Raw genomic sequence first — 24,105 nt, 5'->3', positions numbered from 1 at the left:
CCCGCGGCCGCTGCGCTTACTTGTTGTTGATGGCGCTTACCAGGGCCTTCACGCTGGCCACAATGATGTCGTTGTCGGTGCCCGCGCCCCAGGTCACGGTGCCGTCGCCCCATTTCAGCCCTACGTAGGTGGCTGCCTGGCTGGTGGAACCGGTGGTCAGGCTGTGCTCGGTGTAGGCTTCAATGGAGAAGTCCATCCCGGTGCCCGCCTTGATGGCGTTGCTCACCGCGTCCAGACGGCCGTTGCCGCTGGCGCTGTACTCCCGGTGCTCGCCGCCCGTCTCCAGGGTGACCACCGCGTAGATGCCGTTTTTCTGGATGTAGTGGGCCTCGGCCACGTTCAGCGGGCTGGTCTTGTTCAGGTAGCTGTTCTGGAACACCTGGAACACCTCCGGGGCGGTAAGCTCCTTGTGGGCGTGATCCGAGATGCTCTTGACGGTGTAGCCGAAATGCTCCCGCATCTTCGGGGGCAGATTGTAGCCGTAGCGGTGCTCCAGCAGATAGCCGATGCCGCCCTTGCCGCTCTGGCTGTTGATGCGGATAACGTCCGCGTCGTAGGTGCGGCCGATGTCGGTGGGATCCACCGGGATATAGGGCACCGTCCACTCGTGCAGATCGTGCTCCGCCCGCCAGGCCATGCCCTTGGCGATGGCGTCCTGATGGCTGCCGCTGAAGGCCGCGAACACCAGCGCGCCGGCGTAGGGGGTACGCTCGTAGACGTGCATCCGGGTCACCCGCTCGTACAGTTCCACGATGGCGGGCATGTCGGAGAAGTCCAGCTTCGGGTCAACGCCGTGGCTGTACAGGTTCATGGCCAGGGTGATGATTTCCACGTTGCCGGTGCGCTCCCCGTTGCCGAACAGGGTGCCCTCCACCCGGTCGGCCCCGGCCAGCAGCGCCAGTTCGGTGTCGGCCACCGCACAGCCCCGGTCGTTGTGGGGATGCAGGCTCAGCACCACGCTGTCCCGGTATTTCAGGTTGTCGCTCATGTACTCGATCTGGTTGGCGTAGATGTGGCTCATGCTCATGGCCACGGTCACCGGCAGGTTGATGATCATGGGCTTGTCGGGGGTGGGCTGCATGATGTCCAGCACCGCGTTGCAAACTTCCAGCGCGTACTCCGGCTCGGTGCCGGTAAAGCTCTCGGGGCTGTACTCAAAGCGGAAGTTGCCCTCGTACTCACCGGCCAGCTGCTTGACCAGCTTCGCGCCGTCGGTGGCGATCTTCTTGACCTCTTCCTTGCTCTTCTTGAACACCTGCTCCCGCTGGGCCACGCTGGTGGAGTTGTAGAAGTGGATCACCGCGCTGGGCGCGCCCTTCACCGCCTCAAAGGTCTTGCGGATGATGTGGTCGCGGCACTGGGTCAGCACCTGAACGGTCACATCGTCCGGGATCATGTCCCGCTCGATCAGGGTGCGCAGGAATTCAAACTCGGTCTCGCTGGCGGCGGGGAAGCCCACCTCGATCTCCTTGAAGCCGATCTTCACCAGCAGGTTGAAGAACTCCAGCTTTTCTTCCAGGCTCATGGGCACGATCAGGCTCTGGTTGCCGTCCCGCAGATCCACGCTGCACCAGGCCGGGGCTTTTTCAATGTGATCCTTGTGTACCCAGCGGTACTCGGTCTTGGGCGGGTTGTAGTAGCCAATGTGATACTTCGTTACGTCCATCATGGTGCATTCTCTCCTTTTTCTGTGCGATGTGCGGCGTGCCGAAAGCCGGGTACGAAAAAAGCCCCCGTCTCCCGAAGAACGCCTGGTCCTTCGAGAGACGAGAGCCTGTAAATTCTACAAAGGCGCCCGCGGTACCACTCTCATTGCCCCTGCAAAGGGGCCGCTCGGCATGGTCGGCCGGAAATAAATACGGCGAACCACTCCCCCTGTAACGGTGGGGTTCCGTCACGGCCTACTGCCCACAGAAAGGGTTCAGCCATGCTGCTCGGGAGCCAGTACACAGAAAACCCGCCGCTGCCTTGCACCTGCCGGCAGCTCTCTGCAGGTCGGGCCGATCCTGCTTTATCTCCGTCCACGCATTTGGATTGTTCAATGCAATGATTTTACCCGATAAAGCGGCGCTTGTCAAGCCCTTTTGTGCGGCGTTTGTACCGGAGCCGGAGCGGCACCGGGGAACATTTTTGTAGAAATCGGAACATTCCGGTGGTTTTTTGTCCGGATAGGCACAGGCTCTTGACGGAAGCCCCCGCATCGTGCTACTGTTTAGGAAACAAAGATTGCAGGGTGCCTGCCGCCGCAAGGCGGCCGGGAGAATAGGGAAACAGGTGCAAGACCTGTGCGGGACCGCCGCCGTAACGGCCTGGTTCCGGCTTGTGCCGCCTTATAAGGTAAGGCGGCCGTCACTGTGGGTACACACGGGAAGACGAAGCCGGGGCTGACAGGCCGCAGCCGGAAGACCTGCCCTGCAACGTATACTGCCGGAAGGGCAGGGGGCGCGGGGCGGACGGACAAAACGTATGCCGCGCAAAAACCAGGGTGCGCCGTTTTAAGGACGCTTTGTTTACCAGGCCTTTTCCATTGTATGTGGAAAAGGCCTTTCCTTTTTGGCGCGACACACAAAAACGGACCCACAGGAGGGACCAGTATGACAAGACAGGAAAAACGATTCATGGCGCTTTCCCTGGCGGCGGCGGGTGTGCTGATTGTACCGCAGTATGCCCACGCTATGCACATCATGGAAGGCTATCTGCCCCCCGTATTCTGCATCGCATGGGGGGCCATCTGCCTGCCGTTTCTGGCGGCGGGCGTGATCCGGCTGAAAAAGGCCGCCAGGCAGCAGATGCTGCTGCTGGCCATGGCCGGGGCATTTATCTTCGTGGTATCGTCGCTGAAGATCCCGTCGGTATTCGGCAGCTGCAGCCACATGACCGGCACCGGCCTGGCGGCCATTCTGTTCGGGCCTGCCAGCGCCACCGTGCTGGGGCTGGTGGTGCTGGTGTTCCAGGCGCTGCTGCTGGCCCATGGCGGGCTTACCACCCTGGGCGCGAACACCTTCAGCATGGCGGTGGCCGGGCCTCTGGCCGCCTGGGGCATCTACAAGCTCTGCCGCCGGCTGCGCGCCGGGCGCAAAGTGTCCATCTTCCTGGCCGCCGCGCTGGGCGACCTGCTTACCTATTGTGTCACCAGCCTGCAGCTGGCGCTGGCCTATCCCGCGGCCGAGGGCGGCGTGCTGGGCAGCGCGGTGCAGTTCCTGGGTGTGTTTGCCCCCACCCAGCTGCCCCTGGCCATCATCGAGGGCATCCTGACCGTGCTGGTCATCATGGGCCTGGAAAGCTGCGCGGCCCCGGAGCTGCGCCAGATCGGTTTTTTGGAGGAGGTGCGCCATGATTAAGAACATCAAAACCGCCCTGATCCTGATTCTGATCGTGGTGGTCATGACCGTGCTGCCCTTTGCGGTGGCCCGGGGCGCGGAGTTCAGCGGCACCGATGACGCGGGCAGCCAGATGGTAAACGAGATCCGGGGCGAGGAATACGAGCCCTGGTTCACCCCGCCGCTGGAAACCGCCCTGGGGGGCGAGCTGCCCGGTGAAATTGAGAGCCTGCTGTTCTGTTTGCAGACCGGTATCGGCGTAGGCATCCTGGCCTTTGGCTTTGGCTACTACACCGCCCGCAAGAAATATGCGCCGGATTCCGATTCCTGAGCCGATGAGCCTGCTGGCCGGGGTGCTGGCGGCGCTGGTGGGCGCCAGCCTGCTGGCGGGCAGCCTGCCCCGGCCCTGGACGGCGGGCCTGTCGGTGGCGCTGGGGCTGGCCCTGGCGCTGGGCGGCCACAGCCATGGCGCCGCCGCCCATATCGACCGGCTGGCCCATACCTCCCGCTGGGCGGGGCTGAACGCGGGGCTGAAAACCGCGGGCTGCTGCGTGTTGCTGATCCTGACCCTGTGCTGCCGCACCTCCTGGCCGCCGCTGGGGCTGTTTGTGTATACCGCCCTGCTGTGCATGGCCGGGGGCGCGGGGGTACGCCGGTATCTGGGGCTGCTGGCATTGCCGGCAGCCTTTCTGTTGCTCAGTGCCGCGGCGCTGCTCTGGCACTGGGCCCCGGCCCCCGGCGGGCTGGTCAGCGTGCCTTTCTTTGGCGGCTGGCTGGTGCTGGACGCGTCGGCGCAGGCCACGGCCCGCCTGGTGGTAGCCCGGGCGCTGGGCGCGCTGGGCTGCCTGTATTGGCTGAGCCTGTCCACCCCGCTGCCGGAGGTGCTGGAGGTGCTGCGCCGGGTGCATGTGCCCGGGCCGGTGCTGGATCTGGCGGTGCTGATCTACCGGTATATCTTTGTCATGCTGGACACCGCCGCCCGGATGCATATCTCCGCCGCCAGCCGGCTGGGGTATGAGGGGGCGGGCCGCAGCCTGCGCACCACCGGCCTTGTGTATGCCAACCTGCTGGGACGCAGCTTCGGCCGGGCGCGGGTCTGCCAGCAGGCGATGGAAAGCCGCGGCTGGGAAGGGGATATCCGCTTCCTTGTGCGCCCAAAGCCGATGCGGCCGGCCCACCTGATCCCGTTTGCCGCCCCGGCAGCGGCGATGCTGCTGGCACTCTGGCTGGGCGACTGAGAGAGGAGAACCATTTTTGCAGGAACTGTTGCGATTTGAGGATGTGTCCTACGCCTACGAGCCCGGCCGGGACGCGCTGCGGGGGCTGACCGTTTCGGTGGCCGCCGGGGAGCGCGTGGCGGTGCTGGGCAATAACGGCGCGGGCAAGTCCACCTTTTTTCTGCTGGCCAACGGGGTGTTGCAGCCCCGGGCCGGGCAGGTCATATTCGAAGGGGTGCCGGTGCGCCGGGCAGCGGATCTGAACCGTCTGCGCCGGGGCGTGGGCCTGGTGTTCCAGGATCCGGACGTGCAGCTGCTGGCGGGCACCGTGGAGCAGGAGGTCAGCTTTGGCCCCATGAACCTGCGCCTGCCCGAGGACGAGGTGGCCCACCGGGTGGACGAGGCGCTGGCAGCGTTCGGGCTGGAGGCTTACCGGCAGCGGGCGCCCCAGTACCTGTCCGGCGGGGAGAAAAAGCGGGTGACCCTGGCCGATGTGCTGGCCATGGACCCGCGGCTTCTGCTGCTGGACGAGCCCGCCGCCAGCCTGGACCCGGCCCACGCCCGCCTGCTGGAACAGAACCTGGCCCGGCTGAGCGGGCAGGGGCTGGCGCTGGTGGTGGCCACCCACGATGTAGACTTTGCCTGGCGCTGGGCCGAGCGGGTGCTGCTGTTCCACAACGGGCAGCTGGCCGCCGACGGCACGCCGGAAACCATATTTGCCGACCGCACATTGCTGGCTACCTGCGGCCTGGAACAGCCGGTGCTGTTCCGGGCGGGGCGGGCGCTGGGGCTGAACCCTCTGCCCCGCACGGTGGAGCAGCTGGAACAGGCCGTGGGGCCGAAAGGAGACGCAGGATGAAACAAGCACTGATCGCTGTCAGCTTCGGCAGCAGCGTGGCCCGCGCCCGGGAGGAGATCGGGGCCGCGGAGGCGGCACTGGCCGCCGCCGCCCCGGGATATACCTTCCGCCGGGCCTATACCAGCCCCACCATCCGGCGGATCCTGGCCGCCCGGGGCGAACCGGTGGACAGCCTGCCCGAGGTGCTGGACCGGCTGGCGGAGGAAGGCTTTGAACGGGTACTGGTGCAGCCCACCCACCTGCTGTACGGCTACGAATACGAGGCTATCCGGGAACAGGTACAGGCGGTATCCGGCCGGTTTGAAACCCTGAAACTGGGCCGCCCGCTCATGGCGGACGACGCGGCGCTGCGGGCGCTGGCCGCCTGCGTGACCGAAAGCTATCCCATAGAAGAGGGCCGGGCGCTGGTGCTCATGGGGCACGGCACCGCCCATTTTGCCAATATGGTCTACCCGGCGCTGCAGACGGCGTTCCGCCTGCAGGGGGCGGACCGGGTCTATGTGGGCACGGTGGAGGGCTGGCCGGGCTTTGACGAGGTGCTGGCCCAGCTGCAGGCCGACGGGATCGCCCGGGTGCAGCTGGCCCCCTTTATGCTGGTGGCCGGGGACCACGCCCTCAACGATATGGCCGGCGAGGAGCCGGACAGCTGGAAAAGCCGTCTTGCCGCGGCGGGCATCCAAGCACGCTGCCATATGCAGGGCCTGGCCCGGCTGGCAGCGGTGCGGGCACTGTACGCCGCCCGGCTGGAGGAGCTGATGCGCGATGGCCTTTGAACACTATGTCCGCAGCGGGGACAAGCTGCTGCGCTGCGGCTATACCACCGGCAGCTGCGCGGCGCTGGCGGCGGCGGGCGCGGCCCGGCTGTTGCTTACCGGCGCCGCGCCGGAAAAACTTTCCCTGCTCACACCTGCGGGCCTGACGGTAACGGTGCGGCCCGCCTGGTGCGGGATGGAGGGAACGGAAGCGGTCTGCGCTGTGGTCAAGGACGGCGGGGACGACCCGGACGCCACCCATGGCGCGCTGATCGAAGCCCGGGTAGCCCGGGCAGCCGGGGCGGACATCACCATTGACGGCGGCCCCGGCGTGGGCCGCGTGACCCTGCCCGGGCTGGATCAGCCCCCCGGCGCGGCGGCCATCAACCGGGTGCCCCGGGCGATGATTGCCGCCGAGGTGGAGGCGGTGCGCGCCGCCTGCGGCGAAACGGGCGGCCTGGCAGTGACCATCTGTGTGCCCGGGGGGGAGCAGCTGGCCCAAAAGACCTTCAACCCCCATATGGGCATTGTGGGCGGCATCTCGATCCTGGGCACCACCGGCATTGTGGAGCCCATGAGCGAACGGGCATTGCTGGACACCATCGCCCTGGATCTGCGGCAGGCAGCCGCCCGGGGAGAAAACCGGGTGATTTTGACCCCCGGCCATTACGGGGAAGCCTTTCTGCAGGCTTTGGGCCCGGCCCCGGTGCCGGTGGTCTGCTGCTCCAACTTTATCGGGGACGCGCTGGACGAAGCGGCGGTGCAGGGCTTTACCCAGGTGCTGCTGGTGGGCCACGCGGGCAAGCTGGTCAAGCTGGCGGGCAGCGTGATGAACACCCACAGCCGCACCGCCGATTGCCGGGCCGAACTGCTCTGCGCCCACGCCGCCGTCTGCGGCGCGGATACCGAAACCTGCCGGGCGCTGCTGGCAACCCCCACCGTGGACGCGGCGCTGGAGGTGCTGGACAAAGCGGGTCTGCGCGGCCCGGTGCTGGCCAGCCTGCTGGAAGCCATCCAGCAGCGGCTTGCCCGCCGCGCCGGCGGTGCCTATCAGATCGGAGCGGCACTTTTCACCAATCAATACGGCCTGCTGGGCATGACCGCGGGCGCAAAGGAGATCGTACAGGCATGGAACATGAAACTGCAATGAAACCGGCAAAGGGCGTCTATTACAGCGTGGGCGTGGGCCCCGGCGACCCGGAACTTATCACCCTGAAAGCCATCCGCACCCTGGAGCGGTGCCCGGTGGTGGCCGCGCCCCAGACCTCCAGCGGGGAGATGCTGGCCCTCTCCATCGCCAAGCAGGCGGCGGACCTGACCGGCAAGACCATCCTGCCGCTGCACTTCACCATGACCCGGGACAAGGCCACCCAGCACGCCGCCCACGAAACCGCGGCGGCGCAGGTGCGGCAGTACCTGGACGCCGGGCAGGACGTGGCTATGCTGAACCTGGGGGATGTGTCGGTTTACGCCACCGCCCTCTATCTGGCCAAAATTCTGAAAGAACAGGGCTATGAAACCCGGATGATCCCCGGCGTCACCAGCTTCTGCGCGGTGGCCGCCCGGCTGAACACCAGCCTGACCGGCATCCGCACCCCGCTGCACATTCTGCCCGGCGGCGATCTGGACGCGCTGGACGAGGCGCTGGCGCTGCCCGGCACCAAGGTGCTGATGAAGAGCGGCCGCCAGATGCCCGCCGTGCTGGAGCGCCTGGCCGCCCATGGCCTGCTGGAGCACAGCGGCATGGTCTGCAACTGCGGATTGCCGGACGAGATGGTCCGGCCCGATCTGTCCCAGGACGCCGCGCCGGTGGACGCGGGCTATTTCGCCACCATCATTGTGAAAGAGGAGGAATGATCCATGGTACATTTTGTGGGGGCGGGCCCCGGTGCGCCGGATCTGATCACCCGCCGGGGTGAGGAACTGCTGCGCAAAACCGATGTGGTCATCTACGCGGGCAGCCTGGTCAACCCGGCGCTGCTGGGCCTGTGCCGGGAGGGGTGCGCCGTCTACAACAGCGCCCACATGACCCTGGAACAGGTGCTGGATGTCATCCGCGCCGCGCAAAGCAAGGGGGAGGACGTGGTGCGGCTGCACACCGGCGACCCCTGCCTGTACGGGGCCATCCGGGAACAGATGGACGTGCTGGACGCGGAACACATCCCCTACGACGACACCCCCGGCGTGTCCAGCTTCTGCGGCGCGGCGGCGGCCCTCTCGGCCGAGTATACCCTGCCCGGGGTCAGCCAGTCGGTCATCATCACCCGCATGGCCGGGCGCACCCCGGTGCCCGAACGGGAAAGCATCGCCGCCCTGGCCGCCCATGGGGCCACCATGGTGGTGTTCCTCTCGGCGGGGATGTTGCCCGCGCTGCAGACCGAACTGCTGAAAGGCGCGTACACCGAAACCACCCCCGCCGCCCTGGTCTATAAGGCCACCTGGCCGGAGGAAAAGGTCCTGCGCTGCCCGCTGGGCCGCCTGGCCGAAACCGGCGCAGCCCATGGCATCACCCACACCGCCCTGGTGCTGGTGGGGGATTTCCTGGGCACGGAATACGACCGCAGCTGCCTGTATGATCCGGGCTTTGCCACCGGATTCCGGGAGGCGTCGAAATGACCGTCCGGCTGCTGGCCTTTACCGATAAGGGGCTGGCGCTGGCGCAGCGGCTGGCCGGGCTTCTCGGGGGCGAGGCCGTCCGCTGCGGCGGCGCCGTCACCCTGGTGGGCTGGACCGCCGACGCCTTTGCCAGTGCCGACGCGCTGGTGTTTGTGGGGGCGGTGGGCATCGCGGTGCGGGCCATCGCGCCCCACCTGCAAAGCAAAGCCACCGACCCGGCGGTGGTGGCGGTGGACGAAGCGGGGCGGTTTGCCATCCCGCTGGCCAGCGGCCACCTGGGCGGCGCCAACCGGCTGGCCCGGCGCATCGCCGCCGCCTGCGGCGGCACCCCGGTCATCACCACCGCCACCGACGTGAACGGGCGGTTCGCGGTGGACGAGTGGGCCCGGGTGCAGGGCTTTCGCCTGCTGGACGTGGGCCGCATCCGCACCGTTTCCGGCAAACTGCTGGCCGGGGGAACGGTCACGGTGGCCAGCCGCTGGCCGGTTGCCGGTACGCCCCCCGAAGGGGTGACCCTGACCGATGGGCAAAGCGCCGCGGATGTGTCGCTGGGCCTTTCCGGTGCCGATACCGGCGCGCTGCGTTTGATCCCCCCCATCGGGGTGCTGGGCGTGGGCTGCCGCCGGGGCACGTCCCGGGAATCCCTGGAACAGGCCCTGGCCGCCCTGCTGGCGGCGGGGGATGTGTGCGCCGCGGCCATCCGGGAAGTGGCGACCATCGACCTGAAACAAAACGAGCCGGGGCTGGCGGCGTTCTGCCGGGCCCACGGCTGGCCGCTGACCGTGTTTTCGGCGCAGCAGCTGCAAAACGCGCCGGGGGCGTTTACCTCCTCGGATTTTGTGCGCCGGGTCACCGGCGTGGACAACGTCTGCGAGCGGGCCGCCGTGCTGGCCGCGGGCGGAAAACTCTATCTTCAAAAACAGGCGGGCAACGGCGTGACCATGGCACTGGCCCTGGCGCCCTTTGCCCCGGATTGGCGGTGGCAGGATGAATAAACTGTATATTGTTGGCCTGGGCCCCGGCGGCCCGGAAGGAATGACCGCGGCGGCCCGGGCCGCCATGGAAAAGGCGGACGTGCTCTGCGGGTATACCGTGTACATCGATCTGGTGCGTCCCCTCTACCCGGACAAGGAGGTGTACACCACCCCCATGACCCGGGAGATCGAGCGGTGCCGCCGGGCGCTGGAAATCGCCGCCGCCGGGCGCACCGTGGCGATGGTGTGCAGCGGGGACGCGGGCGTTTACGGCATGGCCGGCCCAATCTACCAATTGGCCGGCGAGTTCCCCGGCGTGGAGCTGGAGGTGGTGCCGGGCGTGACCGCCGCCACCGCCGGCGCGGCGGTGCTGGGCGCGCCGCTCATGCACGATTTATGCGTGATCAGCCTGTCCGACCTGCTCACCCCCTGGCCCACCATCGAAACCCGGCTGCGCTGCGCGGGGGAGGGCGACTTTGCGGTCTGCCTGTATAACCCCTCCTCCCGCAAGCGGGCGGATTATCTGCGCCGCGCCTGTGACATCCTGCTGGCGGCGGGCAAAAGCCCGGACACCGTCTGCGGCTGGGTGCGCAACATCGGCCGGGACGGGCAGGAAAGCCGGGTGATGACCCTGGCCCGGCTGCGGGAGGAATCGGTGGATATGTTCACCACCGTGTTCATCGGCAATGCCGCCACCCGGCAGCTGGGGGACAAGATGGTCACCCCCCGGGGCTACGAGGCCAAGGAATGAAGATCTTTCTGTTTGGCGGCACCACCGAGGGGCGGCTGCTGGCGGCGGATCTGGCAGCCATGGGGGCGGCGGTCACGGTAAGCGTGGCCACACCCCTGGGCGCGGAGGAGCTGGCGGCTATCCCCGGCCTTACCGTCCTCACCGGCCGCATGGAGGTCCCGGCTATGGCCGCGGCCCTGGCCGGGCAGGACCTCTGCGTGGACGCCACCCACCCCTACGCCGCCGCGGCCAGCGCCAACATCCGCGCCGCCTGCGAACAGGCTGGGGTGCGGCGGCTGCGGCTGGCCCGGCCGGAAAGCACCCTGCCCCCGGGCAGCGTGCTGCTGCCGGATGCCGATGCTGCCGCCCGCTTTCTGGCGGGGCAGGCGGGCAATATCCTGCTGGCCACCGGGGCCAACACGGTGGGCTGCTACCGTGACCTGGCAAGCCGGGTCTGGGCCCGGGTGCTGCCCACGGCAGCCAGCCTGGCCGCCTGCGAGGCGGCGGGCCTGGCACACAGCCACATCCTGGCCTTGCAGGGCCCCTTTTCCCGGGCCTTTAATGAAGCCATGCTGCGGGAGTACCGCATTGCCTGGCTGGTCACCAAGGACGGGGGCGCGGCGGGCGGCTTTGCCGATAAGGCCGAAGCCGCCCGGGCCACCGGCGCCCGTCTGGTGGTGCTGGGCCGCCCTGCGCAGGACGGCCCGGAGTATAGCTATGAAGAAGTGCGCGAGCAATGCAGGGAGATGATACAATGCAGGTCGATCTGATCGCCATGGGGGCGGGCGGGGCCGAAACCCTCACCGCCGAAGCCGCCGCGTCCCTGACCGGGGCGGACTGGCTGGTAGGGGCCGAGCGGCTGCTGGCCGCGCTGCCCGCCGGCTGCACCGCCCGGCGCACTGCCGCCACCCGTCCCGCCGCCGTGCGGGACGCGCTGCTGGCCGCCCGGCAGGCGGGCGCCGTGCGCGCCGGGGTGGTGCTCAGCGGGGACACCGGGTTTTACTCCGGCGCGGCGGGGCTGCTGCCCCTGCTGCAGGCGGCGGAGATCCCTGCCCGGGTGCTGCCCGGTGTGTCCAGCGTGCAGCTGCTGGCCGCGCGCCTGGGCCGCCCCTGGCAGAACTGGCGGCTGGTGTCCGCCCACGGCGTGCTGTGCGACCCGGCGGCGGAACTGGCCGAAGGCAAGCCGGTGTTCTTCCTCACCGGCGGCACCCAGGGCCCGTCCTGGGTGGCGGCCCGTCTGCGGGACGCCGGCCTGCCCGACCTGCCGGTCACGGTGGGGGAGCGGCTGGGCCTGCCCGGCGAGCGCATTACCCATACCACCGCCGCCGATTGCGTTGCCATGTCCTTTGACGGTCTGAGCGTGCTGCTGGCCGAGGCCGCGCCCCGCCCGGGCGTGATGGGCCCCGGCGTGCCGGACGAGCTGTTCTGCCGGGGCAAGGTGCCCATGACCAAGCGGGAGGTGCGGGCCGCGGCTATGAGCCGTCTGCGGGTGCAGCCCGGCGAAACCTGCTGGGACGTGGGCGCGGGCACCGGCAGCGTCAGCATCGAGCTGGCGCTGGCCGCCCGGGGCGGCGCGGTCTGGGCGGTGGAGCAGAATGCCGCCGCCTGCGACCTGATCCGTCTGAACCGGCGGCGGTTCGGCGCCTGGAACCTGCATCTGCGGGAAGGGCTGGCCCCCGCCGCCCTGGCCGACCTGCCCGCCCCGGACGCGGTGTTTGTGGGCGGTACAAAAGGCAATATGGATGCCATCCTGGCCGCCGCGCTGGAAAAGAACCCCGCCGCGCGCATCTGCGTGTCCGCCATCGCGCCGGAAACGCTGGCCGCCGCGCTGGCGGCCTTCGCGGCCCGGGGCCAGGCGGCGCAGGCGGTGCAGATCGCCGTCAGCCGTTCCCGCGCCGTGGCGGGGCTGCATCTCATGGAGGCCGCGAACCCCATCACGCTGGTTGCGGCAAACTGCCCATGATCGGCTGTCTGCTGGCCGCGCCCGCCTCGGGCAGCGGCAAAACCACCCTTACCTGCGCGCTGCTGGCCCTGCTGGCCAAACGGGGCCTTGACCCCTGCGCCTTCAAATGCGGGCCGGATTACATTGACCCCATGTTCCACCGGTCGGTGCTGGGGGTGCCCAGCCACAACCTGGATCTGTTTTTGTCGGATGAATCCACCGTGCGCGCCCTCTACGCCCGCTACGCCGCCGGGCACGGGGCCGCGGTGGTGGAGGGGGCCATGGGCTTCTACGACGGGGTGGGCGGCTCCACCCCCGAGGCCGGGGCCTGGCATTTGGCAAACACGTTAAACCTGCCGGTGCTGCTGGTGCTGCGGCCCGGCGGCTCCTGCCTGACGCTGGCGGCGCTGATCCGGGGGCTGCAGACCTTCCGCGCCCCCAGCCACATCGCCGGGGTGCTGCTCAACGAGTGCAGCCCCTCCATGGCGGCGGCGCTGGCGCCGGTCATCCGCCGGGAAACCGGCCTGCCGGTGCTGGGCTGGCTGCCGCCCATGCCCGAAGCCCGGTTCCCCAGCCGCCATCTGGGCCTTTACACCGCCGCCGAGGTGCAGGACCTGACCGCCCGCATCGACGCATTGGCCGACCAGCTGGGCAAAACGCTGGACTGGCCCGCTTTCCTGGCCGCTTGCCAGCAGCCGGATATACCGCCCGCCCACCTGTCGCCCCGCCCCGGAACGCCGGTGCGGCTGGCGGTGGCCCGGGACGAGGCGTTCTGCTTCTGCTATGAAGAAACGCTGGACGCGCTGCGGGACGCGGGCGCGGAACTTTGCTTTTTCAGCCCGCTGCGGGATGCGGCGCTGCCCGCCGGGGCGGCCGGGCTCTACCTGCCCGGCGGCTACCCGGAACTCCACGCGCCGGCGCTGGCCCTGAATACTGCCATGCGCCGGGCGGTGGCCGGGGCGGTGGCACAGGGGATGCCCACCGTGGCCGAGTGCGGCGGCTTTCTCTATCTGGGCAAAAGCCTGGAGGACACCGGGGGCCGCCACTGGCCCATGGCCGGGGCGCTGCCCGGCGCGGGCTACAAAAAAGGGCGGCTGGTGCGGTTCGGCTACGCCCGCATCACTGCCGAAACCTCCGGCCTGCTGCTGGAGGCGGGGCAAACCGCCCCCATCCATGAATTCCATCATTGGGACAGCACCGCCTGCGGCACGGACTTCACCGCCCGCAAGCCGGTGACCGGCCGAAGCTGGGGCTGCGGCTTTTCCCGCCCCGGGCTGTACGCGGCGTTCGGCCATCTGTATATGGCGGGCACGCCCGGCATGGCCGCCCGCTTTGTAAACGCCGCCCGGCAGTGGGCCGGGATATTGTGAGAATCGAGGGGAAATGAGGATGGAAACAACACAACAGGATCGTCTGGCCGCGCTGCTGGCCCGGATCGGCCCCGCGGATGAAGCGGCCCGCGCCGAAGCGGCCCGCCGCTGGGCCGCCTGTGCCAAGCCTTTGGGCAGCCTGGGATTGCTGGAAACGGCGCTGGAGGATATCGCCGCCCTCACCGGCAGCGCGGATATCGCACTCCAGCCCCGGGAGGTGCTGGTCTTCTGCGCCGACAACGGGGTGGTGGCCCAGGGCGTGGCCCAGAGCGACAGCTCGGTCACCCGCATCGTCACCCGCAATTTGGCGGTTCATAACACGTCGGTCTGCCAGATGGCCGCCGCGGCCCGCTGCACGGTGGTGCCGGTGGACATGGGGGTGGAGGATTTCCCCGCCACCCCCGGCGTGCTGGACCGGCGGATCGCCAACGGCACCGCCGACATGACCCAGGGCCCGGCCATGAGCCGGGAGCAGGCCGCCCAGGGCATCCTGACCGGCATCGAGCTGGTGCGCCAGCATAAAGAGGCCGGTGTGCGGCTGTTCGCCACCGGGGAAATGGGCATCGGCAACACCACCACCGCCAGCGCGGTGGCCTGCGTGCTGCTGGGCCAGCCGGTGGAGGCCATGACCGGCCGGGGCGCGGGCCTTTCGGATGAAGGGCTGCGCCGCAAAAAGGCCGCCATTGCCAAAGCCCTGGCGGTCAACGCCCCCGATCCCGCCGACCCGCTGGGGGTCCTGGCGGCGGTGGGCGGCTTTGACATCGCCGGCATGTGCGGGGCGTTCCTGGGCGGGGCGCTCTATGGGGTGCCGGTGCTGGCGGACGGTGTGATCAGCGCGGTGGCCGCCCTGTTGGCGGTGCGCCTGTGCCCGGCCGCCGCCAAGGCCATTCTGGCCAGCCATGTTTCCGCCGAGCCCGCCGGGCATCTGCTGCTGGCGGCGCTGGATAAAAAGCCTCTCATCACCGCCGGGATGCGGCTGGGGGAGGGCACCGGCGCGGTGGCGGCCATGCCGCTGCTGGATATGGCGCTGGCGGTCTACGCCGGGTGCTATACCTTCAGCGAAAGCGGCATCCCCACCTATCTGCCCCTGGGCGGCGAGGATGCAGCCCTATGAGCGGCCGGTTCACCCTGGTGGCGGGCGGCGCGGCCAGCGGCAAGAGCGAGTTTGCCGAGCGGCTGATCCTGGAATCCGGTCCGCTGCCCCGCCACTACATCGCCACCATGGAGATTTTTGACGAGGAGTGCCGCGCCCGGGTGGCCCGGCACCGGGCCATGCGGGCCACCAAGGGCTTTTCCACCGTGGAAAGCCCGGTAAACCTGCCCGGCGCCCTGGTTCCCCCCGGCGGGGCGGTGCTGCTGGAATGCATGACCAACCTGACCGCCAACGAGCTGTTCAGTCCCAACGGCGCGGGCAGCGCCAAAGCGGCCGAAGCCTCCATCCTGGCCGGGGTGGACAAGATCCTGTCCACCTGCGCCCGGCTGGTGATCGTCACCGGGGAGGTGTTCAGCGGCGGCAATCAGTACGCCGGGGATACCGACACCTATCTGCGGCTGCTGGCCCGGGTCAACCGGGCGCTGGCCGCCCGGGCGGACGAGGTGTGCGAGGTGGTCTGCGGGCTGCCGGTCTGGTATAAAAGCGAAAACGAGGTGTTTGTATGACGGCACTTGCCACGGTTGCGGTGGCCTTTGCGATGTTTTCCGCCATTCCGGTGCCGCAGCCGGTCTGGAACGAGCGCAATATGCGCTACGCCCTCTGCGCCTTCCCGCTGATCGGGATCGTGTGCGGGCTGGCCTGGGCCGGGTGGGCCTGGCTGGCGGGGGCGCTGGCCTTTCCGCCCCTGCTGCGGGCGGGCGGCTTGTGTCTGGCCCCGGTGCTCATCACCGGCGGCATTCACCTGGACGGCTACGCCGATACCAGCGACGCCCTGGCCAGCTGCGCCGAACCGGCGCGCAAGCGGGAGATTCTGGCCGACCCCCACTGCGGGGCCTTTGCGGTGATCCGGCTGTGCGTCTACTTTACCGCCTATCTGGCCCTCTGCGCCGCGGTGGAACCCACCCCCCGGGCGGTACTGGCCATGGGGTTGGGCTTTGTGCTGGAGCGGGCGCTCTCCGGCTGGGCCATCGCCACATTCCCGCTGTCCAAGAACACGGGCCTTGCCCACACCTTTGCCACCGGCGCAGACAAGCGCCGCTGCCGCCGGGTGCTGACGGTAGTGGCCGCGGCGGCGGCACTGGGCATGGCGGCGGCCTACGGGGCCATCGGCGCGGCCATGATGCTGGCGGTGCTGGCCACCTTTGCCCAATACCGGTTTGACATCTGCCGCCGCTTCGGCGGGCTGTCCGGCGATCTGGCCGGGTGGTTCGTGCAGCGGGCGGAACTCTGGATGCTGGCGGCGCTGGCCGCCGGGCAGCTGATCGCGGGGAGGCTTGTATGATCTTCATTACAGGGCCGCTGTACAGCGGCAAACGGGCCTATGCCCAAAAAATTCTGGGCTGCACCGAACAGCAGCTGCCCGCCCGCGCCGTCTGGGATGTGCAGGAACGGGCCGCCACCGCCCCCGATCTGGCCGCTCTGGCCGACGAACTGGCCCGGTATGAGGTGGTCATCGCCACCGAGGTGGGCGCGGGCGTGGTGCCCGCCGACCCGGCCGAGCGGGCCGCCCGGGAAGCCGCGGGCCGTCTGGCATGCCTGCTGGCGGCGCGGGCCGAGCGGGTGGTGCGGGTGTTCTGCGGCCTGCCCCTGCCGCTGAAAGGGGGGCTGCCGGAATGAAGGTCTATCTGCTTCGCCACGGGCTTACCGCCTACAACGCGGTGAAAAAATACCAGGGCACCCGGGACATCCCCCTGTGCCCGGAGGGCCGGGCTGCCCTGCGCTGCGCCGGGTGGGATCCGGAAACGGTATATGTGTCCCCCCTGAGCCGGGCCGTGGATACCGCCCGCGTGCTGTTCCCCAACTCTCAGCTGGTTCCGGTGCCCGATCTGCGGGAGATGTGCTTCGGAATATTTGAGGGCCGCAACTACATCGAGATGGAGCGCGACCCGGACTACATTGCCTGGGTGGGGGAGGACTGCCGGGGCCGCTGCCCCGGCGGCGAGAGCCGGGACGAGTTCTCCGACCGTACCTGCGCCGCCTTCGTGCAGCTGCTGGAAGAGGCCCTGGCCGCCGGAAAATCTGAGCTGGTCATCCTGGCCCACGGCGGCACCCAGATGGCGGTGATGGAGCGGTACGCCGAGCCCCGGCGGGATTATTATGAGTGGTGCTCCGGCAACGGGGCAGGGTATGTGCTGGATGCGGACGACTGGGCCGCCCGCCGCACCCTGCGCCTTGTGGGAGAGGTGTGCTACACAAAGGAGGAAACCCGATGACCGTGCTGCTGGCCGCTGTCTGCGGCTTTGTGCTGGACCTGGCGCTGGGCGACCCGGCCTGGATGCCCCATCCGGTGGTGTTCATGGGCCGGTGCATTACCCGGCTGGAAAAAGTTCTGCGCCGGGTGTTCCCCGCCACCCCGAAAGGGGAGCTGGCGGCGGGCTGTGTGCTGGCGGCGGTGCTGCCGCTGGGCACCCTGACGGTTACCGGCCTGGTGGTCTGGATCTGCGGCCGGGTGCATCCGGCGCTGGGGTTTGCGGTGCAGGCGTTCTGGTGCTGGCAGGCGCTGGCCATGCGCGGACTGCGGGACGAAAGCCGCAACGTGCAGCGGGCCCTCACCGGCGACACGCTGGACGCCGCCCGCAAGGCGGTGGGCCGCATCGTGGGGCGGGATACCGGCGCCCTTACCGCCGCCGGGGTCACCAAGGCTGCGGTGGAAACGGTGGCCGAGAACTTTGCCGACGGGGTGGCCGCCCCGCTGCTGTATATGTTCCTGGGCGGCGCGCCGCTGGCGCTGTGCTATAAATCCATCAACACCATGGACAGCATGGTGGGGTATAAGAACGACCGGTACCTGTACTTCGGCCGGGCAGCCGCCAGGCTGGACGATGTGGCCAACTATCTGCCCGCCCGGGGCGCGGCGTTGCTGCTGGTGGCGGCGGCGGCCCTGACCGGGCAGTCGGCAGCCGGAGCCTTTCGCATCTGGCGGCGGGACCGGCGCTGCCACGCCAGCCCCAACTCGGCCCAGACCGAGGCCGCCATGGCCGGGGCGCTGCGGGTGCAGCTGGCCGGCCCGGCCTACTATTTCGGCAAGCTGTACGAAAAGCCCACCATCGGGGACGACAGCCGCCCCATTGAGCCGGTGGACATCGCCCGCGCCGGGCGGATGCTGTACGCGGCGGGTTTTCTGGCCGTGGCGCTGCTGGCGGCGGCGCGGTTTGTGATTGCGTGGATTCTGTAAAGGGGGATGGACGATGCCGCTGATCCATGGGGGCGACTGGGCCGGGTATAAAGCCCAGTATGGCGGGATGCCGCTGGATTTTTCCGCCAACGTAAGCCCGCTGGGCCTGCCCGACGGGGTGCGCCGGGCCATGGCCCAATCGCTGGAAAATGCCCATCTCTACCCGGACCCGCTCTGCCGGGCGCTGCGCGCCGGGCTGGCGGAACATCTGGGCCAGCCGGCGGAGCAGATCCTGTGCGGGGCCGGCGCGGCGGACCTGATCTTCCGGCTGGTGCTGGCGGTGCGGCCCAAAACGGCCTTGGTTACCGCCCCTACCTTTGCCGAGTATGAGCAGGCCCTGGCCCTTACCGATTGCCGGGTGCAGCGGTATACCCTGCGGCCGGAGAACGATTTTCTCCTGACCGAGGATTTTCTCGCCGCCATCCGCCCCGGGGTGGATCTGGTGTTTCTGTGTGAGCCCAACAACCCCACGGGCCGCACCACCCCCCGGCCGCTGCTGGGGCGCATCCTGGCCGCCTGCGAAGCGGCGGGGGCAAAGCTGGTGGTGGACGAGTGCTTCAATGAATTCCTCGCCGACCCGGCGGCCCATACCCTGCGGGGGGAACTGGCCGCCCATCCGGGCCTTGTGATCCTGAATGCCTTTACCAAGTGGTACGGCATGGCCGGGGTGCGGCTGGGCTACGCCCTCTGTTCCGACACGGAACTGCTGGAACGGATGCGGGCCTGCGGCCAGCCCTGGGCGGTGTCGGTGGAGGCGCAGGCGGCGGGCCTGGCCGCCTTGCAGGAAACCGAGTACAGCGCCCGCCTGCGGGCCCTTGTAGCCGGGCAGCGGCCGCGCCTGACGGCGGGGCTGGCGGCGCTGGGCTGCCGGGTGATACCCGGTGAAGCCAATTACATCCTGTTCTCCCGCCCGGAACCGGACCTGACCGCCCGGCTGCGGGCCAAAGGAGTGCTGCTGCGGGACTGCGCCAACTATCCCGGCCTGGGCCCCGGCTGGTACCGGGCGGCGGTGCGCACCGAACAGGAAAACAACGCCTTTTTGCAGGCAATGAAGGAGGTGCTGTAAGGATGGCACGATGCATCATGGTGCAGGGCACCATGTCCGGCGCGGGCAAAAGCCTGCTGGTCACCGCCCTGTGCCGCATTTTCCGCCAGGACGGCTGGCGGGTGGCCCCGTTCAAAAGCCAGAACATGGCCCTGAACAGCTATATCACCCGGGACGGCCTGGAGATGGGCCGGGCCCAGGTGGCCCAGGCCGAGGCCGCGGGCAAGGAGCCGGACGTGCGGATGAATCCCATCCTGCTCAAGCCCTCCAGCGACACCGGCAGCCAGCTGATCGTGAACGGGGAGGTGCGGGGCCAGTACGACGCGGCCCGGTACTTCCGGATGCGGGAAAGCCTGGTGCCGGATATCCTGGCCGCCTACAACTCCCTGGCCGCTGAAAACGACATCCTGGTGATCGAGGGGGCGGGCAGCCCGGCCGAGATCAACCTGAAAGGGGATATCGTGAACATGGGCCTGGCCCGTCTGGTGGACGCGCCGGTGCTGCTGGCCGGGGACATCGACCGGGGCGGGGTATTCGCCCAGCTGTACGGCACGGTGGCCCTGCTGGAGCCGGAGGACCGGGCCCGGGTCAAGGGCCTGCTCATCAACAAGTTCCGGGGGGATGTGAACCTGCTGACCCCGGGTCTGGAACAGCTGCGGCAGCTCACCGGCGTGCCGGTGCTGGGGGTTGTGCCCTACACCCGGGCGGATATCGACGACGAGGACAGCCTGGCCCCCCGCCTGGAGGAAACCCGCACCCACCGGCCGCTGGACGTGGCGGTGATCCGGCTGCCCCATATCTCCAACTTTACCGATTTTTCCCCGCTGGAAAGCCATCCCGCCCTGGGGGTGCGATATGTGCAGCGCCCGGGCGAGCTGGGCCAGCCGGATCTGACCGTGCTGCCCGGCACCAAAAACACCATGGGGGATTTAGTCTGGCTGCGGGAGAGCGGCTTTGCTTCGGCGGTGCAGAACCTGGCCGCCGCCGGGCATCCGGTGCTGGGAGTATGCGGCGGGTACCAGATGCTGGGCCGCCGTCTGGACGATCCGGACGGGGTGGAGCAGCAGGGCAGCCAGCCGGGCCTGTGCCTGCTGCCCTGCGTCACCCGGTTCACCGGCCAGAAGACCCGCACCCGTGTGCAGGGCCGCACCCTGGCCGGGCCGCTGGCCGGGGCCGGTCTGGACGCCTACGAAATTCACATGGGCCGCACCGATACCGGTGATGCCGAACCCTTTGCCCGGCTGGCGGACGGCACGCCGGAGGGGGCGGCGGCAGGCTGCGTGTTCGGTACCTACCTGCACGGCCTGTTTGACACCGGTGAGCTGACCGACAAGCTGGCCGCCTGGCTGCTGGAACGCCGGGGCCTGCCGTCCGCGGCCGCCCGGGCCGAAAGCCACACCGCCTATAAACAGCGGCAGTACGACCTGCTGGCCGACGCGGTGCGCGCCGCGCTGGACATGGAGGCGGTCTACCGCATTCTGGACAAACACTGAACCCACAGGAAAGAAGGAGTTTCCATGCAGCAGCATACCCTGCCCGCCGACATCGAGCGCACCAGCATGTCCATCATCCGGGCCGAACTGGCCCAGCGGGGCATCCCGGTGCCGGAGGATGTGGCCCCGGTGGTCTGGCGGGTGATCCACACCACCGCGGATTTTGACTACGCGGAAAACCTGCGTTTCACCCCCGGGGCGGTTGCCCGGGGCATCGAGGCCCTGCAGAACGGGGCTCCCATCATCACCGATACCCGCATGGCCCAGGCCGGGGTAAGCAAGCCCAGCCTGGCAAAACTGGGCGGGCAGGCGCTCTGCTTTATGGGGGACGAGGCGGTGGCCGCCGCGGCCGCCATGAAGCAAACCACCCGGGCCGCCGCCGCCATGGACAAGGCCGTGGCCGAATACCCCGGCGCGGTGCTGGCGGTGGGCAACGCCCCCACCGCCCTGCTGCAGCTGGAAGAGCACATCCGTGCCGGCGCCCGCCCGGCGCTGGTGATCGGGGTGCCGGTGGGCTTTGTGAACGTGGTGGAAAGCAAGGAGCGTATCCTGGCCGCCTGCCAGGCCGCCGGGGTGCCCGCCATTGTGGCAATGGGCCGCAAAGGGGGCAGCGGGGTGGCGGCCGCCATCTGCAACGCGCTGCTCTATTCCGCCGCAAACGCGCTGGACCCGGCTGCCCGGGGCTGGCAGGGATAACACCGAACAAGTGAGGGACGTACCAATGAAAACACGTGTTCTGGCCCTGATTCTGGCGCTGGCCTGCGCCGCTCTGGCATTCACCGGCTGCACCGCCGCCGCGCCCGCGGGGGCTTCCTCTTCGTCGCAGCCCGCTTCCTCCGACGCTCCGGCCAGTGAGGAAACATCCGATACCATCACCTTTACCGACGCGCTGGACCGCACCGTCACCGTCACGGGCAAGCCCCAGCGGGTGGCGGCCCTGATCGGCAGCTTTGCCGACGTGTGGTGCCTGGCCGGCGGCGAGGATACCCTGGTGGCCGCGGCCAACGACAGCTGGACCCAGTTCAGCCTGGAACTGGACGAATCGGTGGCCAACCTGGGCGAAATCAAGGAGCCCAACCTGGAAACCCTGCTGGCCGCCAAGCCCGACTTTGTGCTGGGCAGCGCCAAAACCGCCGCCGACGTGGATCTGCAGCCCACCCTGGAAGCGGCGGGCATCCCGGTGGCCTACTTTGACATCAGCAGCTTTGAGGACTATCTGGCCATGCTGGAGATCTGCACCCAGCTGACCGGCCGGGCTGACCTGTACGAGGAAAACGGCACCGCGATTCAGCAGCAGATCGACGACGCCCGCGCCCTGGCCGAGGGCAAGGAAGGCCCCTCGGTGCTGTATCTGCGGGCCTCCGGCAGCAGCTGCAAGGTCAAGAACAGCGAAAACACCGTGCTGGGTGAGATGCTGGCCGACCTGGGCTGCACCAACATCGCCGACAGCGAGACCAGCCTGCTGGAAAACCTGTCCATGGAGGTGATCCTGCAGGCCGACCCGGACAGCATCTTCATCGTGCTGCAGGGCTCCGACCCCTCCAAACCCCAGAAAAGCCTGGAGGAAGCGGTGCTGTCCAACCCCGCCTGGCAGCAGCTTACTGCCGTGAAGGAGGGCCGGGTCTACTACATGGACCAGCGGCTCTATAACGTGAAGCCCAACGCCCTGTGGGGCCAGGCGTACCAGGAACTGGCGGAGATTCTGTATGGCGAATAACGCAAAGAGCGGCCGGGTGGCGGTGCGGCTGTGCCTGATGGCGCTGGCCGTGCTGCTGGCCGCCATGTTGAGCCTGTGCCTGGGCCCGGTGTCCCTGACCCCGGCGCAGCTGTGGCAGGGCCTGTGGGGGCAGGGGGACGGCGCGTCCATCCTGGCCTATGTGCGGCTGCCCCGCACGGTGGGCTGCCTGCTGGCCGGGGCCGCGCTGGCGGTCAGCGGCGGCATTATCCAGACGGTGCTGGCCAACCCCCTGGCCGCCCCCAGCACCATCGGCGTCAACTCCGGCGCGGGGCTGGGCGTGGCACTCTGCTGCGCGCTGGCCCCCGGCGCGCTGGCGGCGGTGCCGCTGGCCGCGTTCCTCGGGGCCTTTGTGGGGGTGCTGTTCATCCTGCTGCTGGCCGAAAAGGCCGGCGCTTCCCGCATCACCCTGGTGCTGGCGGGCGTGGCGCTGTCCAGCATGTTCAGCGCCGGGGTGGACGCGGTGGTCACCCTCTACCCGGACGCCCTGATCGGCTATTCCGATTTCCGCATCGGCGGCATGGCCAACCTGTATATGGGCAAGCTGCTGCCCGCCGGTGCGGTGATTCTGGTGAGCATCCTGCTCTCCCTGCTTCTGGCCAGTGAGATGGACCTGCTGGCCCTGGGCACCGATACCGCCCAGAGCCTGGGCCTGCGCGTGCGACCGGTGCGGGTGATTCTGCTGGCTCTGGCGGCGGCGCTGGCGGGCGCGGCGGTCAGCTTTGCGGGTCTTCTGGGCTTTGTGGGGCTGATCGTGCCCCATATGGTGCGCCGGATGCTGGGCGGCGGCAGCCTGCGGCTGGTGGCCGGGTGCGCCTTGTGCGGCGCGGCGCTGCTCACCTTCTGCGATCTTGTTTCCCGTCTGGCCTTTGCGCCCTTTGAGCTGCCGGTGGGCATTGTGCTGTCCCTGGCGGGCGGGCCGTTCTTTTTGTGGCTGCTGTTTCAGAAAAAGGGGGCGCATCTATGATCGAACTGCAAGACCTCTCGGTGGGCTACCGGGGCGAACCGGTGCTGCGGGGGGTGAACCTGGCGTTCCGGCCGGGGCAGGTCACGGTGCTGCTGGGGCCCAACGGCTGCGGCAAAAGCACCTTGCTCAAAACCGCCCTGGGGCTGCTGCCCGCGCTGGGCGGGCAGGTGCTCTACGACGGGGTGCCGCTGGGCAGCCTGGCCCCGGTGCAGGTGGCCCGGCAGGCGGCTTATATGGCCCAAAGCCGCAGCGTGCCTCACATCGAGGCAAGGCGGATGGTGCTGCACGGGCGCTTTCCCTACCTGTCCTTTCCCCGGCGCTACCGGCCGGAGGATAAACAGGCGGTGGCCCAGGCCATGGACGAGGCGGGCGCGGCCGATCTGGCCGGCTGCCTGATGCAGGAGCTCAGCGGCGGCCAGCGGCAGAAGGTCTATCTGGCCATGGCGCTGGCCCAGCGCACCGGCACCATCTTCATGGACGAGCCCACCACCTGGCTGGACGTGCGCCATCAGCTGGAGGTCATGGCCACCGCCCGGCGGCTGGCCGCGGGCGGCAAGGCGGTGGCGCTGGTCTGCCACGACCTGTGTCTGGCGCTGCGCAATGCCGACACGGTGGCCCTGCTGGCCGACGGCGCCCTGCGCATGACCGATACCCCCGACCGGGTGTACGAGAGCGGCGCGCTGGATGCGGCGTTCGGCGTGCGGGTGCGCCGGGTGGAAGTGGACGGCAGCTGGCAGTATTTCTGCGAGTAAGGAGG

Annotated in this window: 26 protein-coding genes, 1 riboswitch and 1 other annotated feature; of the genes, 25 read left to right on the top strand and 1 reads right to left on the bottom strand. The window is 68.9% G+C overall.

Going from position 1 to position 24,105, the window contains the following annotated elements; genetic code table 11:
• Positions 1-16: 16 nt before the first annotated feature.
• Positions 17-1,669: a 2-isopropylmalate synthase gene (locus tag B5E65_RS09695; RefSeq protein WP_087171575.1), complete on the bottom strand. Its 1,653-nt coding sequence runs from the start codon at positions 1,667-1,669 to the stop codon at positions 17-19.
• A 90-nt stretch (positions 1,670-1,759) separates the two neighbouring features.
• Positions 1,760-2,033, bottom strand: a binding site (T-box leader).
• A gap of 181 nt (positions 2,034-2,214) precedes the next feature.
• Positions 2,215-2,429: riboswitch (cobalamin riboswitch) on the top strand.
• A 165-nt stretch (positions 2,430-2,594) separates the two neighbouring features.
• Here B5E65_RS09695 and B5E65_RS09690 point away from each other — a divergent pair.
• From B5E65_RS09690 to B5E65_RS09570, 25 genes are read left to right on the top strand one after another with little or no spacing between them, the layout of a single operon-like run.
• A complete protein-coding gene (locus B5E65_RS09690) occupies positions 2,595-3,341 on the top strand; it encodes an energy-coupling factor ABC transporter permease (protein ID WP_087171574.1) in 747 nt (248 codons plus the stop codon).
• Entirely contained in the window at positions 3,334-3,651 is a 318-nt protein-coding gene (locus B5E65_RS09685) for an energy-coupling factor ABC transporter substrate-binding protein (RefSeq protein WP_087171573.1), read from the top strand. Before B5E65_RS09690 ends, B5E65_RS09685 begins: the two co-directional genes overlap by 8 nt.
• Positions 3,629-4,558 (top strand): cobalt ECF transporter T component CbiQ, encoded by a 930-nt coding sequence (gene cbiQ / locus B5E65_RS09680; RefSeq protein WP_087171572.1) that lies wholly within the window; start codon positions 3,629-3,631, stop codon positions 4,556-4,558. The genes B5E65_RS09685 and cbiQ overlap by 23 nt, the downstream gene beginning before the upstream one ends.
• A gap of 16 nt (positions 4,559-4,574) precedes the next feature.
• A complete protein-coding gene (locus B5E65_RS09675; RefSeq protein WP_087171571.1) occupies positions 4,575-5,396 on the top strand; it encodes an energy-coupling factor ABC transporter ATP-binding protein in 822 nt (273 codons plus the stop codon).
• A complete protein-coding gene (locus B5E65_RS09670; RefSeq protein ID WP_087171570.1) occupies positions 5,393-6,169 on the top strand; it encodes a sirohydrochlorin cobaltochelatase in 777 nt (258 codons plus the stop codon). The genes B5E65_RS09675 and B5E65_RS09670 overlap by 4 nt, the downstream gene beginning before the upstream one ends.
• On the top strand, positions 6,159-7,298 hold the full coding sequence (cbiD, locus tag B5E65_RS09665; RefSeq protein ID WP_087171569.1) for a cobalt-precorrin-5B (C(1))-methyltransferase CbiD: 1,140 nt from the start codon (positions 6,159-6,161) through the stop codon (positions 7,296-7,298). Before B5E65_RS09670 ends, cbiD begins: the two co-directional genes overlap by 11 nt.
• Positions 7,277-8,005 carry a precorrin-2 C(20)-methyltransferase gene (cobI, locus tag B5E65_RS09660; protein WP_343286398.1) on the top strand — a complete coding sequence of 243 codons (729 nt, stop codon included), beginning with the start codon at positions 7,277-7,279 and terminating at the stop codon, positions 8,003-8,005. The genes cbiD and cobI overlap by 22 nt, the downstream gene beginning before the upstream one ends.
• Before the next feature lie 3 nt (positions 8,006-8,008).
• Positions 8,009-8,764: a precorrin-4 C(11)-methyltransferase gene (gene cobM / locus B5E65_RS09655; protein WP_087171567.1), complete on the top strand. Its 756-nt coding sequence runs from the start codon at positions 8,009-8,011 to the stop codon at positions 8,762-8,764.
• The gene (locus B5E65_RS09650) at positions 8,761-9,759 is read left to right on the top strand and encodes a cobalt-precorrin 5A hydrolase (RefSeq protein ID WP_087171566.1); all 999 of its coding nucleotides are present in this window, start codon (positions 8,761-8,763) and stop codon (positions 9,757-9,759) included. The genes cobM and B5E65_RS09650 overlap by 4 nt, the downstream gene beginning before the upstream one ends.
• Entirely contained in the window at positions 9,752-10,489 is a 738-nt protein-coding gene (cobJ, locus tag B5E65_RS09645) for a precorrin-3B C(17)-methyltransferase (protein ID WP_087171565.1), read from the top strand. Before B5E65_RS09650 ends, cobJ begins: the two co-directional genes overlap by 8 nt.
• Positions 10,486-11,238 carry a precorrin-6A reductase gene (gene cobK / locus B5E65_RS09640; RefSeq protein ID WP_087171564.1) on the top strand — a complete coding sequence of 251 codons (753 nt, stop codon included), beginning with the start codon at positions 10,486-10,488 and terminating at the stop codon, positions 11,236-11,238. The genes cobJ and cobK overlap by 4 nt, the downstream gene beginning before the upstream one ends.
• Positions 11,223-12,431, top strand: coding sequence for a precorrin-6y C5,15-methyltransferase (decarboxylating) subunit CbiE (gene cbiE, locus B5E65_RS09635; RefSeq protein WP_087171563.1), 1,209 nt, complete (start codon positions 11,223-11,225; stop codon positions 12,429-12,431). Before cobK ends, cbiE begins: the two co-directional genes overlap by 16 nt.
• Positions 12,428-13,780 (top strand): cobyrinic acid a,c-diamide synthase CobB, encoded by a 1,353-nt coding sequence (locus B5E65_RS09630; protein ID WP_087171562.1) that lies wholly within the window; start codon positions 12,428-12,430, stop codon positions 13,778-13,780. Before cbiE ends, B5E65_RS09630 begins: the two co-directional genes overlap by 4 nt.
• Positions 13,781-13,799: 19 nt before the next feature.
• Positions 13,800-14,894 carry a nicotinate-nucleotide--dimethylbenzimidazole phosphoribosyltransferase gene (gene cobT, locus B5E65_RS09625; protein ID WP_087171561.1) on the top strand — a complete coding sequence of 365 codons (1,095 nt, stop codon included), beginning with the start codon at positions 13,800-13,802 and terminating at the stop codon, positions 14,892-14,894.
• Complete coding sequence (locus tag B5E65_RS09620) at positions 14,891-15,439, top strand: bifunctional adenosylcobinamide kinase/adenosylcobinamide-phosphate guanylyltransferase (RefSeq protein ID WP_087171560.1); 549 nt, start codon at positions 14,891-14,893, stop codon at positions 15,437-15,439. The genes cobT and B5E65_RS09620 overlap by 4 nt, the downstream gene beginning before the upstream one ends.
• The gene (locus tag B5E65_RS09615; protein ID WP_087171559.1) at positions 15,436-16,215 is read left to right on the top strand and encodes an adenosylcobinamide-GDP ribazoletransferase; all 780 of its coding nucleotides are present in this window, start codon (positions 15,436-15,438) and stop codon (positions 16,213-16,215) included. The genes B5E65_RS09620 and B5E65_RS09615 overlap by 4 nt, the downstream gene beginning before the upstream one ends.
• Positions 16,212-16,550: a bifunctional adenosylcobinamide kinase/adenosylcobinamide-phosphate guanylyltransferase gene (locus tag B5E65_RS09610; protein WP_087171558.1), complete on the top strand. Its 339-nt coding sequence runs from the start codon at positions 16,212-16,214 to the stop codon at positions 16,548-16,550. The genes B5E65_RS09615 and B5E65_RS09610 overlap by 4 nt, the downstream gene beginning before the upstream one ends.
• On the top strand, positions 16,547-17,146 hold the full coding sequence (locus B5E65_RS09605; protein WP_087171557.1) for a histidine phosphatase family protein: 600 nt from the start codon (positions 16,547-16,549) through the stop codon (positions 17,144-17,146). Before B5E65_RS09610 ends, B5E65_RS09605 begins: the two co-directional genes overlap by 4 nt.
• On the top strand, positions 17,143-18,108 hold the full coding sequence (gene cbiB / locus B5E65_RS09600; RefSeq protein ID WP_087171556.1) for an adenosylcobinamide-phosphate synthase CbiB: 966 nt from the start codon (positions 17,143-17,145) through the stop codon (positions 18,106-18,108). The genes B5E65_RS09605 and cbiB overlap by 4 nt, the downstream gene beginning before the upstream one ends.
• A 13-nt stretch (positions 18,109-18,121) precedes the next feature.
• Positions 18,122-19,174 carry a pyridoxal phosphate-dependent aminotransferase gene (locus B5E65_RS09595; protein WP_087171555.1) on the top strand — a complete coding sequence of 351 codons (1,053 nt, stop codon included), beginning with the start codon at positions 18,122-18,124 and terminating at the stop codon, positions 19,172-19,174.
• Between the two features lie 2 nt (positions 19,175-19,176).
• Positions 19,177-20,646, top strand: coding sequence for a cobyric acid synthase (locus B5E65_RS09590; protein WP_087171554.1), 1,470 nt, complete (start codon positions 19,177-19,179; stop codon positions 20,644-20,646).
• Between the two features lie 24 nt (positions 20,647-20,670).
• Complete coding sequence (locus B5E65_RS09585; RefSeq protein ID WP_087171553.1) at positions 20,671-21,342, top strand: precorrin-8X methylmutase; 672 nt, start codon at positions 20,671-20,673, stop codon at positions 21,340-21,342.
• A gap of 25 nt (positions 21,343-21,367) precedes the next feature.
• Complete coding sequence (locus B5E65_RS09580; RefSeq protein WP_087171552.1) at positions 21,368-22,363, top strand: ABC transporter substrate-binding protein; 996 nt, start codon at positions 21,368-21,370, stop codon at positions 22,361-22,363.
• A complete protein-coding gene (locus B5E65_RS09575; RefSeq protein ID WP_087171551.1) occupies positions 22,353-23,348 on the top strand; it encodes a FecCD family ABC transporter permease in 996 nt (331 codons plus the stop codon). Before B5E65_RS09580 ends, B5E65_RS09575 begins: the two co-directional genes overlap by 11 nt.
• Positions 23,345-24,100, top strand: coding sequence for an ABC transporter ATP-binding protein (locus B5E65_RS09570; RefSeq protein WP_087171550.1), 756 nt, complete (start codon positions 23,345-23,347; stop codon positions 24,098-24,100). Before B5E65_RS09575 ends, B5E65_RS09570 begins: the two co-directional genes overlap by 4 nt.
• The last annotated feature ends 5 nt before the right edge of the window (positions 24,101-24,105 follow it).

This window comes from Gemmiger sp. An120 (assembly GCF_002160955.1).
Classification (GTDB): Bacteria; Bacillota; Clostridia; order Oscillospirales; family Ruminococcaceae; genus Gemmiger_A; species Gemmiger_A avium.
This window is presented reverse-complemented; position numbering and strand designations above follow the sequence as displayed.

Coding starts and splice junctions, on each gene's coding strand:
- B5E65_RS09570 (WP_087171550.1), top strand. CDS start 23,345: ATGATCGAACTGCAAGACCTCTCGGTGGGCTACCGGGGCGAACCGGTG.
- B5E65_RS09610 (WP_087171558.1), top strand. CDS start 16,212: ATGATCTTCATTACAGGGCCGCTGTACAGCGGCAAACGGGCCTATGCC.
- cobM (WP_087171567.1), top strand. CDS start 8,009: ATGGTACATTTTGTGGGGGCGGGCCCCGGTGCGCCGGATCTGATCACC.
- B5E65_RS09615 (WP_087171559.1), top strand. CDS start 15,436: ATGACGGCACTTGCCACGGTTGCGGTGGCCTTTGCGATGTTTTCCGCC.
- B5E65_RS09620 (WP_087171560.1), top strand. CDS start 14,891: ATGAGCGGCCGGTTCACCCTGGTGGCGGGCGGCGCGGCCAGCGGCAAG.
- cobJ (WP_087171565.1), top strand. CDS start 9,752: ATGAATAAACTGTATATTGTTGGCCTGGGCCCCGGCGGCCCGGAAGGA.
- cbiB (WP_087171556.1), top strand. CDS start 17,143: ATGACCGTGCTGCTGGCCGCTGTCTGCGGCTTTGTGCTGGACCTGGCG.
- B5E65_RS09575 (WP_087171551.1), top strand. CDS start 22,353: ATGGCGAATAACGCAAAGAGCGGCCGGGTGGCGGTGCGGCTGTGCCTG.
- cbiQ (WP_087171572.1), top strand. CDS start 3,629: ATGCGCCGGATTCCGATTCCTGAGCCGATGAGCCTGCTGGCCGGGGTG.
- B5E65_RS09685 (WP_087171573.1), top strand. CDS start 3,334: ATGATTAAGAACATCAAAACCGCCCTGATCCTGATTCTGATCGTGGTG.
- B5E65_RS09650 (WP_087171566.1), top strand. CDS start 8,761: ATGACCGTCCGGCTGCTGGCCTTTACCGATAAGGGGCTGGCGCTGGCG.
- B5E65_RS09580 (WP_087171552.1), top strand. CDS start 21,368: ATGAAAACACGTGTTCTGGCCCTGATTCTGGCGCTGGCCTGCGCCGCT.
- cobI (WP_343286398.1), top strand. CDS start 7,277: ATGGAACATGAAACTGCAATGAAACCGGCAAAGGGCGTCTATTACAGC.
- B5E65_RS09690 (WP_087171574.1), top strand. CDS start 2,595: ATGACAAGACAGGAAAAACGATTCATGGCGCTTTCCCTGGCGGCGGCG.
- B5E65_RS09590 (WP_087171554.1), top strand. CDS start 19,177: ATGGCACGATGCATCATGGTGCAGGGCACCATGTCCGGCGCGGGCAAA.
- B5E65_RS09695 (WP_087171575.1), bottom strand. CDS start 1,669: ATGATGGACGTAACGAAGTATCACATTGGCTACTACAACCCGCCCAAG.
- B5E65_RS09630 (WP_087171562.1), top strand. CDS start 12,428: ATGATCGGCTGTCTGCTGGCCGCGCCCGCCTCGGGCAGCGGCAAAACC.
- cbiD (WP_087171569.1), top strand. CDS start 6,159: ATGGCCTTTGAACACTATGTCCGCAGCGGGGACAAGCTGCTGCGCTGC.
- cbiE (WP_087171563.1), top strand. CDS start 11,223: ATGCAGGTCGATCTGATCGCCATGGGGGCGGGCGGGGCCGAAACCCTC.
- B5E65_RS09595 (WP_087171555.1), top strand. CDS start 18,122: ATGCCGCTGATCCATGGGGGCGACTGGGCCGGGTATAAAGCCCAGTAT.
- cobT (WP_087171561.1), top strand. CDS start 13,800: ATGGAAACAACACAACAGGATCGTCTGGCCGCGCTGCTGGCCCGGATC.
- B5E65_RS09670 (WP_087171570.1), top strand. CDS start 5,393: ATGAAACAAGCACTGATCGCTGTCAGCTTCGGCAGCAGCGTGGCCCGC.
- B5E65_RS09585 (WP_087171553.1), top strand. CDS start 20,671: ATGCAGCAGCATACCCTGCCCGCCGACATCGAGCGCACCAGCATGTCC.
- cobK (WP_087171564.1), top strand. CDS start 10,486: ATGAAGATCTTTCTGTTTGGCGGCACCACCGAGGGGCGGCTGCTGGCG.
- B5E65_RS09605 (WP_087171557.1), top strand. CDS start 16,547: ATGAAGGTCTATCTGCTTCGCCACGGGCTTACCGCCTACAACGCGGTG.